Genomic DNA, 15,332 nt, shown 5'->3' with positions numbered 1-15,332 from the left:
TTTTCAACACGTTGAAATACCTGGCCTCTGGATGGGAGAAAACAATAGCCGTAACCGATGCTTCCGGTTCCATCATGCATCCGTCGGTCAAATGGATTCCGATGTCTTCTGGTTTGATCAAGTTGAAGAGCTTACGCTGATCTTCCAGATCGGGACAGGCAGGATATCCGAATGAGAAGCGCTGCCCTTGATACTTGGCGGCAAAACGGTCTTTCATTGTCATATCCGGTGTGTCAGGGAAGCCCCATCGATCGCGAATTTGGCGATGGATCAGTTCGGCGTAACCTTCTGCACTTTCAAGGGCAAGTGCCTGGAGGGCATGGCTTTCTAGGAATCGGCCTTCATTTTTTAGTTGTTCTGCTGCTTGCCGAATTCCTGCACCTGCTGTGACTGCGAACATTCCGACGTAATCCTTTTTGGAATCATCCACGGATCGAACGTAATCTGCCAGGCAAAGTCCTGGCGCAACCTCTTGTCGCGGAAAATCAAAGGTTTCCAGGATTTGATCAGGTTGTTCTGGATTATATAAATAAAGCCTGTTTCCATCTGACTGGGCAGGGAAGAACTGATAAACGGCAGCTGGCTTGATCCAATCATTTACCGTGGCTTCTTTTAAAAGGCTTTGAATAACTTCATGCAGTTTGACTGCTTTATCATTACCTTCAGCAAGCAAATTTTCTACCTTTCCCTTTAATCCAAGATGATGCCCCAGCAGCATTTGCTGGTTGATATATGGCTCAATATGGGACAGCGAGTAAGATTTAACTATGTGCCTTTTTGTATCCTGCGGAACAAATACCGGAGCCTTAGCCGTCACTTTGGGCCGCTCCAAAACGGTTGTGGCAGAATTTCGGCCTGTTGTCGTGAAATCTGGCTTATTTATCGCTGCTTCTTGCTTTGCTTTTTGTTCAGTTAAAAATTGTTCATACCCATCCGGTTCACGTAGTTGGTTCGCGATTGACAGGCCGTTCATCGCATCTTTTGCATACAACACAAGTCCGTCATACTCCTTGGCGATCTTTGTATCAGTGAATTTCCTTGATAAAGCAGCGCCACCCACAAGAATTGGAATGTTAATACCGGCTTGCTTCATATCATGTGCCGTCAGTACCATCTGCTGTGCGGATTTCACAAGCAGGCCTGAGAGGCCAATGATGTCTGGTTTTTCCTTTTTAATTGCTTCAATGAGGGCAGTTGGAGCTACTTTAATTCCCAGATCAACTACCTCATATCCATTATTACTGAGAATGATATCCACCAGGTTTTTGCCGATATCATGGACATCGCCTTTCACTGTGGCGAGAAGCACCTTGCCCTTTGCAGCGGTTGTATCATTCTTCTCCATATGAGGCTCTAAATGGGATACGGCAGCCTTCATGACTTCAGCACTCTGAAGGACTTCTGCCACAATCAACTGATTATCATTGAACAGCCTGCCAACTTCCTTCATTCCATCCATCAATGGCCCGTTAATGATATCCAATGGGGCAGGGTAGAGGTCCAGTGCCTTATCAAGGTCTGGCTGAAGGCCTTCTTTCGTACCCTCAACCACATAGTAGGACAGTCGTTCTTCAAGCGTCATATCAGGCAGGGTGCTTTTTGTTTCCTTCTTTTTATCACGGTAAAAATCAGTGAATTCCGCAAGTGTCTTATCTGTTGTATTAAATAACAGCTCTTCAGCCATTTTGACTTCTTCAGGACTGATTGAAGCAAATCGCTCGAGCTTTTCCGTATTCACAATGGCGTAGTCAAGACCTGCCTGGGTGCAGTGATAAAGAAATACAGAATTCAATACTTCTCGGCCAACAGGTGGAAGGCCGAAGGAAACATTGCTAATTCCAAGGATTGTTTGTGTTTCCGGGAGAGCTTCCTTAATCATCCTAATGCCGTCTACGGTTGCTTTGGCTGAGCCAATATATTGCTCATCCCCAGTGCCGACAGGGAAGACGAGCGGATCAAAAATCAAGTCCTGTGCCGGTACTTTATATTTATTGACAAGCAAGTCGTATGATCGTTTGGCAATTTCCAATTTCTTTTCAGCGGAAACACCCATACCCTCTTCTTCGATCGTTCCAACAACGACAGCAGCACCGTATTTATGGATGAGGCGGGCCACTGACTCGAAACGTTCTTCACCATCTTCTAGATTGATGGAATTGATAATCGCCTTACCCTGGGAATAACTCAGGGCTTTTTCAATTACTTCATCATCGGTAGAATCGATCACGAGCGGAGCCTTCACTTTTTTAACAACTTCTTTAATAAATTCTTCCATGTCATTAAGTTCATCTCTGTCGGGATCAGCCAGGCAGATATCAATGACATGTGCTCCATTTCTGACCTGGGCTCTTGCAATCTCAGCTGCTTCTTCTATTTTGCCTTCAGAAATCAGGCGTTTGAATTTTCGGGAACCGATTACGTTCGTCCGTTCACCAACCATGATAGGCCTAAGTGTTGGATCGTCATAGATGAATGGCTCGATCCCAGAGACCATATGCAGCTTGTTTTCTTCTTTCTGCCTTGGCTGGCGTTCTTGCATTTTTTCTGAAATCGCCTTTATATGTGCCGGAGTAGTTCCGCAGCAGCCTCCAACAATATTCAGCCAGCCTTCACCGGCAAAATCGGAAAGCTTCTGAGCGAGCGTGTCGGGTGTTTCATGATATTGACCTTCCTCATCGGGCAGGCCAGCGTTAGGATAACAGCTGACTGCAGAAGTGGAGAGGGAGGACAGTGAACGCAGATGCTCCTGCATGAATTCCGGTCCGGTTGCGCAATTCAGTCCAATCGCAATCGGATTCATATGCTGGACTGAAATATAAAAGGCTTCGATCGATTGGCCAGCAAGTGTCGTGCCCATTGGTTCAATTGTGGCAGATATCATGAGAGGGAGTTCTTTGCCACTTTTCTGAAATGCACGCTGAATGCCCGTATAAGCCGCTTTTACGTTCAGCAAATCCTGGCTCGTCTCAAGCAAAAGCAAGTCGACATTGCCATCGATCAGGCCAAGAGCTTGGTCTTCATAGGAAACTGACATTTCGTCAAAGGTTGCACCCCCAGTTACACTAAGAGTTTTGGTTGTCGGTCCCATAGAACCAGCCACAAAACGAGGCTGTGAGGGAGTGGATGCCTCGTCGGCCGCTTTCCTTGCAATAAGTGCTGCTTCCTTGTTGATTTCATATGCTCTATGGCCCAGTCCGTATTCGTCCAGCACCAGGCTAGTTGCACCGAAGGTATTGGTCTCAACGATGTCCGCACCGGCTTCGAAGTATTCCCGGTGAATATTTTCAATTACTTCCGGTACAGTTATATTCAGAATTTCGTTACAGCCTTCATATTCTTCTCCGCCAAAATCTTCCGGCGTTAGGTCTGCCTGCTGGAGCATGGTTCCCATCGCTCCGTCCATGATCAGGATTTTTTTCTTCATCTGTTCAGTTAACAAGGTTGACATTCTGTTTCCTCCTCATAAGACGGCTGCTGTATTCATTTGCGTGGCTCGATAACTCGACACTCATTTCATAGTTCATAAAAGGAGTGATTAAATAGATTCCGTTAAACAGTTCTGCTGCAGCCTCAATCAAACCTTTTGTAATCGCTATGCCTTCCTTTTTGGATTGCAGCGGTTCATTATTAAATTTCGCCATGATATTGAGTATTTCCTGTGAGATTTTAATCCCCGGAACTTCATTATGAAGGAATTCAGCATTTCTGCTGCTCGTAAGCGGCATCAGTCCTATATATACAGGAGCCTCTATATGCTTTGTTGCTTCATGGACCTCCAAAAGCATTTTTTGGGAGTATACAGGCTGGGTGATGAAATAATCTGCACCAGCGCGGATTTTCTTTTCCATCCTCATGACAGCCTTTTCGATGGAACGAACATTAGGGTTGAAGGCAGCGCCAATCGAAAATGCACCTTTTTGACCTAAATCTTTTCCAGAATAGGAGAGGCCTTCATTAAACTGCTTGATCATTTCGATTAATTCAAAGGAAGAAACATCAAAAACAGATGATGCACCAGGAAAATCACCAACACGAGCAGGGTCACCCGTTACGGCTAACACGTCATGCAGCCCAAGTGTATGCAAACCCATCAAATGGGATTGAAGTCCAATAATGTTCCTATCCCGGCAAGTTAAATGCACAAGGGGGCGCAAACCGATCTTTTCCTTTACGAGATGGCCTATTGCCGAATTTGAAATCCTGGGTGAAGCAAGTGAGTTATCAGCCAGGGTCAGGGCGTCGATACCTGTATCCTTTAGTGCTTTTGCTCCTTCAAAAAAACGAGTCGTATCCAGTTTTCGCGGTGAGTCAAGCTCCACGATCACAGAAGGCCTGTCTTTTACCAGCTCATGCAATGGAGCGACCGGCCTCTTTACGTCAACTGGTGTAACAACAATTTTCGGTTTCTTCGCAGGGGTTTTCTTGTCTAACACTGGTGGAAATCCCTTTAGCTCATCAGCAAATGCTTTTATATGTTCAGGAGTCGTTCCACAGCAGCCGCCAATCAGCCTGACACCCTGGTCACGGAAGCTGCGGGCAGACTTGCCAAAATATTCGGGATTGCCTTCGTAATGGAACTTACCATCTGTGTAGGCAGGCAATCCGGCATTTGGATAGGCGGAAAGAAATGCCTTTGAAGGAAGCTCTATCTGCTCAAGACTCGAAATCATGTGATGGGGCCCAAGTCTGCAATTAAGACCGACAATGTCAGCACCAAGGTCTTCCAGTCTATTGAAAGCTTCCTGAAGCGGGGTCTGTTCCTGCATGATTCCTATTTCCTGGAGGGATACCTGGGCGATGATTGGCAGGTTGGTCTCTTTTCTGGCAATCTCCAGCACCGTCTCGATTTCTTCCATATCATAAAATGTCTCTAGCAACAGTCCGTCCACACCCTCAAGGAGAAGGCAGTAGAGCTGTTCCCTGAAGCTTCTTTTGATCTCTTCAATTGGGATGGCGGAAGGTCTGATTCCCCGGTTCCCGCCAATCGTCCCGAGGATATAGGCATCGTTGCCTGCAGCTTGTCGGGCGAGTCTTACTGCGGCGCTATTAATCTCTTTCACTTGATCCTCAAGTCCATATCTTTCAAGCTTTATATAATTGGCTGCGTATGTGTTTGTCTGGATAAGGTCAGCACCCGCATTAATATAGGCTTTATGGATTCTTATGATGTCCTCAGGATGTGAAATGTTCAACTCTTCAAAACAGGTACCGGCTCCATAAGAGTGGAGGAGAGTACCAATCGCTCCATCGGCGATTAAAATTTCATTTTCCAGGCGTTTCAGGAAACTCATTAGACTTCCTCCTTTTGTACTGCTAAAGTTCCTATGTAATCCAAAGCTTGCTCAAAGTCCGCGATCAAATCAGCAGCGCTCTCAAGCCCGACTGATAATCGAAGGAGACCATCAGATATACCGCGCATTTCCCGTTCATCTTGCGGCATGGCTGCATGTGACATCTTTGCCGGGTATGAGAGGATAGATTCCACCGCTCCCAGGCTTACTGCAAATACTGGCAGTTTCACTTGTTCTATGAATTTAGATAAAACTTCTCCATTTTCAAGTTCAAATGAAAGCACCGCTCCAGGCCCATATGCCTGCTGAATCTGAAGGGCTGACTGCGGATGATTAGCTAGGCCAGGGTAAAAAACATTCTTGATTAAAGGCTGTTTTTGTAAAAATCCAGCGATTTTCTTTGCGCTTACCTGAGATTGGTTCATTCTGACAGACAAGGTCTTGATGCCTCTCATCACTAGCCACGCATCCTGTACTCCAAGGACCGCCCCAAAGGAGTTCTGCAGGGAATAAAGCATGTTTGCCAATTCTTCATCCTTGACTACCGCGAGACCAGCGACCGTATCACTGTGGCCGGATAAAAACTTTGTAGCGCTGTGAAGGACAATATCAGCTCCAAGGTCAAGCGGACGCTGCAAATAGGGAGTCATGAAGGTATTGTCCACAAATGTATAGGCACCGTGTTTCTTAGCAATCTTACTGATCGCCTGTATATCTGTTACCTTTAATAGCGGATTCGAAGGTGTTTCTGCATATAGCAAGGCAGTATTTGGCCTAATCGCTTGTTCCACCGCGTCCAGGTCGGTCATGTCCACAAATGTATGTTCAATTCCAAAACGGTTCAGTACCTGTGTCACCATCCGGTAAGTACCGCCATAAACATCCTCGGTTACGATCACGTGGTCTCCCTGAGAAAGAAGCAAAAAGGCTGTTGAGATGGCAGCCATCCCGGAAGAAAAAGCAAAACCACGGACACCGCCTTCCAGTTCGGCGATTATTTCCTCAAGTGCCTCTCTGGTAGGATTAAGGCTGCGGCTATAATCATATTTTCCGAATTTGTCTGCCGATGACTGGTGGAATGTTGACGCGTGCTGGATCGGCACGCTGACTCCGCCGGTTGCTGGATCGAATTTATGCTTGTTATGGAGCAACTGGGTTTCGAATGTATATTGCTGACTCATATTGGTTCTGCCTCCTGGAGTGCCTTTTGGAATGCTTCGTCTAAATCATTTATCAGATCAGCAACATTTTCGATTCCCACAGAGAATCGCAGCAGTCGGTCACAAACACCTGTTTGTTCGCGTATTTCAGCGGGGATATCAGCATGTGTCTGTGTTGCAGGATAAGTAATGAAACTCTCAACACCACCAAGACTTTCGGCAAAAGTGATTGTGGAAAGACTTTTTAAAAATGGATTGACCATGGCAGGGGAGTGTACCCTGAAAGAGATCATTCCGCCTCTGCCAGGATAAAGGACATCACTCACTGCATTGTGCCTCTGTAAATAACTCACAAGTTCTCTGGCATTTTGCTCGTGGCGTTCCATCCTTAATGCCAGGGTTTTCATACCGCGGATGAGCAGCCAGGAATCGAATGGACTTAACACCGCTCCGCCACCATTATGATGAAGGAATAGCGAATCACATAACTGCTGCCCTCTGGCAACGATTAGGCCCGCAAGGACATCATTGTGGCCTCCAAGATATTTAGTTGCACTGTGAATCACGATATCAGCACCTAAAGTCAATGGTTTTTGCAGCAGGGGAGTGTAGAAGGTATTATCAACAATCAGCAGAATACCATTTTCTTTTGCGATTTTTGCGATTGCTTCAATATCAGCTTGCTCCATAAGCGGATTCGTCGGGGTTTCCACAAAGAGAGCCTTCGTCTTTTGCGTGATGGTCGACTTGATTTCATTTAGATCAGCCATGTCAGCATATGTACTGTTCAATCCCCACTTTTTGAAACCCTGTTCAAGAAGACGGTAAGTCCCTCCATATAAATCCTTAGAGACAATCCATTCATCTCCATGCTCGAATAATGAAAGAACTGTCCAAATCGCGGCCATTCCGGAACTGCAGGCGAAGCCGCGGTCACCTTCCTCCAGGTCCGCAATCGCCTTTTCAAGAATTTCCCTTGTAGGGTTGCCAGTGCGGACATAATCATAACCGCTCGATTGGCCAATCCCTTCGTGGCGGTACGCTGTTGTTAAATAGATTGGTGGATTTACCGCACCTGTAGATGATTCACTTCTGTTGCCAAGCTGTGCTAGCTTTGTATCGATTTCTGCCAAATTACTCACTCCTCATGATTGTAGTTAGACGGCAATTTTTGTTTTATGAGTAAAGACGAAATCATCGACTTTTAAAAAGACAATTACCGCAAAGCTCCAGAAAGACGGTGCGGGGAGTCCCTAATAAAACAAAAAAGCCTTCTTAAGAAGAAGACTTTTACAGATGATAGCCATTCTTCTTATCTGCCAAGTTTTAAAAAACTTGCTGGAATTAGCACCTTTTCAACAAAAAATAGTTGAAGGTTGCTGAAGCTTCACAGGGCCAGGACCCTCAGCTTCTCTGGATAAGATTTCATATTATTGAATTATTAAATTTCTCTAAATATTACAGCTATTATTAATGAATGTCAATCATTTTATTAAAGCGGTGAAGTAAATAGGTGAAAGGTACCTGCGGTGTGAAATTTTGCATAGCCTAGTGATGTTATTCTGACAGCTTTTCAGGATAAAAGGGCAATGCTGTCAAGAATCTGCTGTTATTTTGACAACTTTTCAGGATAGGAGATTGAAGCTGTCAAGAATCCGCTGTTATTCAGACAGCTTTTTAGGATCGCAAGCCAAAGCGGTCAAGATTCCGTTGCCTCAATCCGGCTTACTTAAAAAAAAAATTCCATTCTTTCATTTAAACAAGAAAGTGCGAGATCAACAGCATATTAAAAAAACTGGCTCACATTAATAAATGAGCCAGTCTTGATAAATATAAAGCTATTAATATACTCCTACTGCATCAAATGCTTTATTGACAGCATTCACCTCTGCAGAAGCTGCCCCATACAGGTCTGTTGCTGCTTGAACCAGTCCTGCGCGTGCCTGGCTGAAGTTTGTTGATGAAGTGAAATAAACTGTATTTGCACGGTAGAAGATAGCGCCCATTTTATCCGTTCCAACACCTGGGACTGAAACTCCATAATGTGTTCCGCCTTCACTTAGAAGGTAGGCAGCTTTATTGATGATTCCGCTGTTGATATGAACTCCGCCATTGTCGGAGGTTCCCGTGTAACGTACAGAATAATGATCAGGATCTCCATATTTTGTAGGGTCGCTCATTGAACGAAGGGCGTCACCTGCTTTGTTTGGCGTGTAGATGTCTTCACCAATTTCAAAATCAGGGTTGTTATTATCATGGAACTCAGCAAGCGTGCCGAAGATATCGGATATAGCTTCATTCATTGCACCAGATTCATACTGATAAACAAGGTCAGAACTGAAATCTGTAACGGCGTGAGTCAGTTCATGCGCTACAACATCAAGACCGCCTGAAAGCGGGATGAACGTAGTGCCATCTCCATCTCCATACACCATTTGCTGGCCATTCCAGAATGCATTGTTATAGTTTCTGCCGTAGTGGACAGTGGATTTTAGTGCTGCGCCCTTGTTGTCATATGAGTTGCGGGCAAAAGTGTTTTTGTAGTAATCATAAGTGAGACCTGCATAGTAGTGAGCATCTACTGCTGCACCGTCATAAGCTGCATTCAAGTTATTGTCAACATCGACCCAAAGGGAGCCTGGCGTTCGCTGTCTATTTTTAGCATCATAAGTGAAAACACCATTTCCACGAGTGTTGTCCTGTAAATAATAAGACCCATTTGAAAGAAGGGTATTCAATGTTTTCGTGTCACCAAGAACTCCGACGCCAGATCCAACTGTGTCACTACCATTCAAAGAAGGATTGTTTTTACCAGCGGTGTCGATCGCGTTGTATTTATTGATGATTTGACCTGTAACAGCGTTGACAAAATATTGGAAATTACCTGGTTCAGGGCTCAGGAAGTTCAATGTTACATGGTAAGCGTACACCGCCTGATCTTCACCAGGATAAACGACCAATTCAGCCGAAGGAGTTACTTCATAATCAGGCTTGTAGCCCAAATCCGCTTCAGCAGCAGCAATAGCATCTCTCTGAGATTTTTTACTGGAGGCTTTAACAAGCTTGTCACCCAATCCCTTGCTGATCGTTCCACTGAATACCTGAAGAACACCAGCTTCATCGACTCTTGCCACCTGTGTTGCACCCCAAACAGGAACGCCATCATATACTTGCTGCAGGCGGACAACATCTCCACCAAGCTTGTCTGCTTCCTGCGATTTAACAACGAAACTATCATTTGTACCCAGGTTGTATTTACCCTTTGAAGCTTTCAAGTATCCAAGGACAATATCCTTTGCTGCTTTCTCCGAAGGATTCGTCAGCTTGCCGGCAACAAATTCAGGTGCGCCATGGCTTTTTGTGAACTTTTTGGATGATGAATCTGCTGATGGTGCGGCAAAGCCTGTTGCTGCAACCAATCCGCTTAGTGCCAAGCTTGCTGTTAAACTAAGTGAAACTACTTTCTTTTTCAAATGAACTCCTCCTAAAATCAAATTCTAGCTAATAAAAATTAGTAGATTATCATATTTATACTTTAGTTGTCTGAACATTGCAACAACTAAGTCTAAAATTGTCGAATTAGCATGTTGGGAAAATATTTGAGGCAAATTTTAATAAAAGTAATCAGAATTTATTGACTAATTTGTCAATATATTTCTATTATTAAGTTGTAGTACCAACTCATAAAAAAGGAGGTTTAAAAGAAATGAATTCTTTATGGTTAGCCGTGATCGGAATGATTGTCTTTGCGATCGGATACCGCTTCTATTCTAAGTGGGTAGCCGAAAAGATTTACCGTCTTGACCCGAACTATGTCACACCGGCACACCAGTATTCGGATGGGGTGGACTTTGTTCCAACGAAGAAGATGATCCTTTGGGGACACCATTTTACGTCAGTGGCCGGGGCAGCTCCAATCGTCGGGCCGGCGATTGCTGTGTATTGGGGATGGCTTCCTGCATTCCTATGGGTTACATTGGGTACCGTTTTCGCAGCAGGTGTCCATGACTTTGGAACTCTTGTTCTTTCAGTCAGGAATAAGGGGCAGTCAGTAGGTACAATCACAAATAAGCTGATTGGCAAACGTGCAAAAATTATGTTCTTATTCATTATTTTAATACTTGTTTTGATGGTCAACGCGGTTTTCGCATGGGTCATTGCGAACTTGTTTGTAAAATTCCCTGCGAGTGTTCTATCGGTATTCCTTCAAATACCACTTGCGATTTGGATTGGTTATGCAGTTTATAAAAAGAAGAAAGGAATGCTCGTACCTTCCCTGATTGCATTAGCCGTCATGTATGGGGCAGCCATTCTCGCCAGCCGTGTTCCGTCATTGCAAATCGATCTAGTGAAATACTTTGGTGGTGCCGACAATACAGTCATGTTTGGTCTAAGTGGTGTATCCATGGCTTTCTTAGTTTGGATTGTTGTCTTGATGGTTTATGTATATATTGCATCGACACTCCCGGTTTGGAAGCTTCTGCAGCCTCGTGATTATATCAATTCTCATCAGTTGGTTGTAGGTTTATTCATTTTATATGCAGGACTCATTTTCCTGCAGCCAAAGGTTACAGCTCCAGCGATGAATGCTGCGGCTACTGATGTTTCCTGGTTCCCATTATTGTTCATTACGATTGCCTGTGGTGCTATTTCCGGCTTCCATGGACTTGTTTCTTCAGGAACCTCCTCTAAGCAGCTTGAAAGAGAAACCGATGCTCGCTTTGTTGGTTACCTTGGAGCGGTTGGAGAAGGGGTTCTTGCCTTGATTGCCATTATCGCGGTTGTCACAGTTTTTGCGACAAAAGCAGATTTTACTGCTGCGTATTCAAGCTTTGCGGCTGCAAGCGCAGGTGGACTTGGCAACTTCATCAACGGTGCTGCACAGCTTGCGACCGGCATCTGGATTCCAGCAGACATTGCAAGGACGATTGTTTCCATCATCGTTGTCAGCTTTGCCGCTACAACTTTGGACACGTCAGTAAGATTAATGCGTTACATCATTGCTGAAATCGGAAGCGAATACAATGTCCAGGCTCTGACAAAGACTCATGTGGCGACGACTGTTGCGGTTGTTTCCAGTGCAGCGCTAGTATTATTGCCAAAAGGACCTAACGGATTCGGTTCTGGTGGATATCTATTATGGCCATTGTTCGGAACGAGCAACCAGCTTTTGGCTGGAGTCAGTCTGCTGCTTATTTCCATCTGGTTGAAGCGTCAGGGAAGGAATTACCTTGTAACTTTCATCCCAATGGTGTTTGTCTTCTTCATGACACTTTGGGCAATGATTCAGCAGGTCGTTTTCCAGTGGTCTGGTTATGGAAGCGGCGAGCTGAATATGCTGCTCTTTGGTATCGGAGGACTGATCCTGATATTTGTATTCTGGATCATCATCGAGGCTATCTCAGCATTCAGCAGGAATAATCCACCGCCATTAAGCAAGGAAATGTAATGAAGTGGAGGCCGGGCGACCGGTCTCTATTGTCATTTTTAGAAAGAGAGGAATTTGCGATGGGTTTCTACGAACAATTAAAGCGTGCAATAGCTGTCTATGATGAGATTCTCAGGCAGCCGCACAGGACCGAAATTGCTCGTGAATTAAGAGATGAAGAGGACCTGTTTATGCTGCTGTGCTTTTCAGAAATGCTCGGTCTGCCCAACCCGGCATTTTACTACACCCTTGAACTATACCCTGTCATCATCGAGCGTTTTCATGATTGGCATCTGAGGGCCGGAATGGAAAAATCCCCGCTTGAAGGAATACGCTGCTGTTAGGAGGAAGTGTTATGGATATGCTTGAAAAGAAGATCTATTTCATCGGCGGAAAAGGCGGTGTTGGCAAAAGTACAACATCTGCGGCAATGGCACTTTTACTTGCGCAAAAAGGAAAGAAGATACTGCTGGTTTCAACAGATCCCGCACATAATACAGGCGATTTATTTCACCGGAACTTCAGCGGGGGAAGAATCGAAAGAGCAACGGAGAATCTGGACGTACTGGAAATTGATTCGGAACAGGAATCAAGGAATTACATCAATGGAGTAAAAGGCAACCTGAAAGGCCTGGTCAAAGCAACGATGTTGGAGGAGGTCAACAGGCAGATCGATATGGCAGCATCCTCGCCTGGGGCAGAAGAAGCCGCGCTGTTTGACAAAATCACCTCATTGATTCTCGAGGAAATCACTAATTATGATGCCATTGTTTTTGACACAGCACCGACAGGGCATACCATCCGGCTGCTGACACTTCCGGAATTGATGGGCGTTTGGATGGACGGGCTGTTGGAACGGCGTAAAAAAGTGAACGAGAATTACGCACAGTGGATGAACGATGGTGAAATTAGCGAGGATCCTTTGTATGACAAACTTAATGAACGGAAAAACCGCTTCAAGCGTGTAAGGGAAATCCTGCTGGATGAAACCCAAACACAGTATGTGTTCGTTCTTAATGCTGAAAGACTTCCAATCCTCGAAACCGCCAAGGCAATCGAAACCTTGCATCAGCATGGAATACATGTTAATTCAATCGTAGTCAATAAGGTCATTCCTGATGAAGCAGATGGAAGGTTCATGGAGCAAAGAAGAGCAAACGAGCGAGTGTATCTTGATGAAATCAAAGACAAGTTCAAGAATCAGAGACAAATATTCTTGCCGCTCCTTGAGCACGATATTTCCTCTCTGGCCACCCTGGAACTTATTTCAGGCCTTTTAGGAAAACAAATCGATTATAATTTACACCATAGTTAAAAGTTGTGTTTTCACTTTATTTATTAGGGTTATATAAAAACATGGATAAATTTTAAAGCAGTATGAAAACTAAAGCTAATTAGAATTTGTAATATAGAAAGGGGCACGACAATGAGGCGAATCTTTCCCGGCTCGATTACAGCGTATAGTCAGTTCGGACATTTGAAGGTCCCTAAGAGTATAAGAAGTATTTGTCCAGATTGCAAAGACAAAGTTGAATTCGTCCTAAAATCGACTTATCAGAGCAGCAAACATGGATTGATGACGGAAAGTGCTTGCCCCTCATGCAAACAAAGTGTTCCGTTTATAATCATTACAAAAGAAAAAGAGACACAGCCTGATGTGTACATATATGATCCCCAGAGCTCGACAGATCCGTCAAGCCAGATTCAACACATTCCCAGAATACCTGAAGAATTGGTCAGGGCTTATAAATCTGCGGTGAGTGTTCATCTTTCAAAAGAGAATGGAGCGACTGCTGTACTGGCCAAGCGGGTCCTAGAGAATGTACTTAAAAACTTTTTAGGCGATAAAGCCAAGGGCCTAACACTTGACCAGCAATTTGAAACACTTCCGGACCATATCAATTTAGTAAAACCAGTTACCTCATTAAGTCCGTTGATGGCCTCTGAAGGCGGACTTCACAAGATGCTTGAGCTGGAATCTGAGATGGATGATGAAATGACAGAACTAACAATGGATTTATTGGAGGATTTGATTCAATATCTATTCGTATTGCCTGGAAAAATAGAAATGACCCGCGAACAAATTGAAAAAAAGTTAAATTGATTGGACATCAGGCAGCTTCCGCGGGAGGCTGTTTTTTTTGGTATAGTAGGAGGGGTAAAAGGGGGAGCAGCTGTGAATTACATAAAAAACTTTACTGTGATATTTGCCATCCTGATGGCATTTTTTATTTTACCAAACCTGGTTTCGGCGCATAATGGCTCACAGGATGAACTGAGCGGCCATTTCCGTAATGCCGATTGTATGTATTTGTTACATGAGCCGACATCTATTGCTAAAAGCGCAGGCAATATTGGCGAGCTAATCCGCTTGATAAATCAATATAACAGTAATTCTGATTGTGCAGCCGGACTCAGTGAGGAAAAAGTAGATTTGGAGGGGTATACCTTCCCAGGGGCAAGAAATCCTGAACCAGAATCTAGTCAAGCAGCAAGCGAAATGGCTAAGCCGAAGTTTCTACCGGCAAATTGGAGCTTGGAAAAATGTATCAAGCAGAATTGTCAGATTGCACAGACGGCGATACTGCAGTTTTTATGATAAACGGCAAAGAATATAAAACACGTTTTCTCTATATTGATACACCTGAAGCACAAGGACAAAAGAGCCGTTCGGATCTGAAGCAGCTCAATATACATGTTCTTTTTTAAAGCAGGGGGAAATTAACCTTGAGACGGATGGCGGGAGCCTCTTCGATAATTATGACCGACTTCTTGCCTGGGTTTGGGTAGGAGACAAGCTGAATCAGGAGGAAATCACGAAGGCAGCACTGGTCGAAGACTTTTACGATTATGGCAGCTATAAGTATGAAAATCGAATCTGGTCTGCGATGGATTATGCGAAAGAAAATGGAAAAGGCATTTATACGGCTAGTGATGCTTCAGAAGAGATAAATGAACAATCAAAAGAGCAACCTAAAAAAAACAGGATGAAAATACAAAGCAAGAGCAACAGAGAAAAATGAAAACGAAGAAAATCCACCAGAAAACAAAGAAGAAGATACCGAAGGAACAGACCAACTGCGTGAATCACAACAAGAATCCAATCAGGCTGAAACATATGAAGAAGAATTTGATTGTAGCTTTTTAAGCGGCCTAATGTACGCTTTTTTATTTTACCTCACCGTTCCCATAAAGAAAGCGATGGGCAAGCGGACTCTGATCGCTCACAGATTGTGGAGCAAAAAATGGCCGCTCAACCTGTTACTGGGCTTAATTTATGCATTCCTATGCTACACAACCTTGCTGCTATTGCTGGTGGAAGTCCTCCACCTTTTCAAAAATAAAAAGCGCAAGCAAAAATGAGGGACACATTTGAGGGAAGTATCGGAATAAATGTCCGTCATCGGGGCTATGACGGACATCTAATCGGTGGAGAACCGGGAAAACTGTCCG

General features: G+C 44.3%; 12 protein-coding genes, 1 pseudogene and 1 riboswitch. Of the genes and pseudogenes, 8 read left to right on the top strand and 5 right to left on the bottom strand.

Going from position 1 to position 15,332, the window contains the following annotated elements:
• The 5 genes from metH to ACH0QE_RS24840 all read right to left on the bottom strand — a co-directional run.
• A partial coding sequence (metH, locus tag ACH0QE_RS24860; RefSeq protein WP_415803111.1) for a methionine synthase occupies positions 1–3,448 on the bottom strand: 3,448 nt, incomplete at its 3' end.
• Positions 3,429–5,291: a bifunctional homocysteine S-methyltransferase/methylenetetrahydrofolate reductase gene (locus ACH0QE_RS24855; protein ID WP_415803110.1), complete on the bottom strand. Its 1,863-nt coding sequence runs from the start codon at positions 5,289–5,291 to the stop codon at positions 3,429–3,431. The genes metH and ACH0QE_RS24855, both read right to left, overlap by 20 nt.
• The gene (gene metC / locus ACH0QE_RS24850) at positions 5,291–6,472 is read right to left on the bottom strand and encodes a cystathionine beta-lyase (protein ID WP_415803109.1); all 1,182 of its coding nucleotides are present in this window, start codon (positions 6,470–6,472) and stop codon (positions 5,291–5,293) included. Before metC ends, ACH0QE_RS24855 begins: the two co-directional genes overlap by 1 nt.
• A complete protein-coding gene (locus ACH0QE_RS24845) occupies positions 6,469–7,584 on the bottom strand; it encodes a methionine biosynthesis PLP-dependent protein (RefSeq protein WP_415803108.1) in 1,116 nt (371 codons plus the stop codon). Before ACH0QE_RS24845 ends, metC begins: the two co-directional genes overlap by 4 nt.
• Before the next feature lie 176 nt (positions 7,585–7,760).
• Positions 7,761–7,875: riboswitch (SAM riboswitch) on the bottom strand.
• Positions 7,876–8,292: 417 nt separating this feature from the next.
• Positions 8,293–9,924: a M4 family metallopeptidase gene (locus tag ACH0QE_RS24840; protein WP_415803107.1), complete on the bottom strand. Its 1,632-nt coding sequence runs from the start codon at positions 9,922–9,924 to the stop codon at positions 8,293–8,295.
• 233 nt (positions 9,925–10,157) lie between these two features.
• Between ACH0QE_RS24840 and ACH0QE_RS24835 the strand changes: the two genes are divergently transcribed.
• The 8 genes and pseudogenes from ACH0QE_RS24835 (at position 10,158) to ACH0QE_RS24800 (ending at position 15,027) form a co-directional block, all read left to right on the top strand.
• Positions 10,158–11,900 carry a carbon starvation CstA family protein gene (locus ACH0QE_RS24835; protein WP_415803106.1) on the top strand — a complete coding sequence of 581 codons (1,743 nt, stop codon included), beginning with the start codon at positions 10,158–10,160 and terminating at the stop codon, positions 11,898–11,900.
• Between the two features lie 59 nt (positions 11,901–11,959).
• The gene (locus ACH0QE_RS24830; RefSeq protein ID WP_041966277.1) at positions 11,960–12,223 is read left to right on the top strand and encodes a cory-CC-star protein; all 264 of its coding nucleotides are present in this window, start codon (positions 11,960–11,962) and stop codon (positions 12,221–12,223) included.
• 11 nt (positions 12,224–12,234) lie between these two features.
• Positions 12,235–13,194 (top strand): ArsA family ATPase, encoded by a 960-nt coding sequence (locus ACH0QE_RS24825; protein ID WP_415803105.1) that lies wholly within the window; start codon positions 12,235–12,237, stop codon positions 13,192–13,194.
• A gap of 111 nt (positions 13,195–13,305) precedes the next feature.
• Positions 13,306–13,983 (top strand): hypothetical protein, encoded by a 678-nt coding sequence (locus ACH0QE_RS24820; protein ID WP_415803104.1) that lies wholly within the window; start codon positions 13,306–13,308, stop codon positions 13,981–13,983.
• Positions 13,984–14,055: 72 nt separating this feature from the next.
• A complete protein-coding gene (locus ACH0QE_RS24815; protein ID WP_415803103.1) occupies positions 14,056–14,478 on the top strand; it encodes a hypothetical protein in 423 nt (140 codons plus the stop codon).
• A 118-nt stretch (positions 14,479–14,596) separates the two neighbouring features.
• Positions 14,597–14,743 (top strand): annotated as a pseudogene (locus tag ACH0QE_RS24810) (thermonuclease family protein); the annotation flags it as partial.
• A 24-nt stretch (positions 14,744–14,767) separates the two neighbouring features.
• Complete coding sequence (locus tag ACH0QE_RS24805) at positions 14,768–14,902, top strand: hypothetical protein (protein WP_415803102.1); 135 nt, start codon at positions 14,768–14,770, stop codon at positions 14,900–14,902.
• Complete coding sequence (locus tag ACH0QE_RS24800; RefSeq protein ID WP_415803101.1) at positions 14,899–15,027, top strand: hypothetical protein; 129 nt, start codon at positions 14,899–14,901, stop codon at positions 15,025–15,027. Before ACH0QE_RS24805 ends, ACH0QE_RS24800 begins: the two co-directional genes overlap by 4 nt.
• Positions 15,028–15,332: the final 305 nt, after the last annotated feature.

The sequence above is a fragment of the Mesobacillus sp. genome, from assembly GCF_047739415.1.
In the GTDB taxonomy this organism is placed as follows: domain Bacteria; phylum Bacillota; class Bacilli; order Bacillales; family Cytobacillaceae; genus Mesobacillus.
This window is presented reverse-complemented; position numbering and strand designations above follow the sequence as displayed.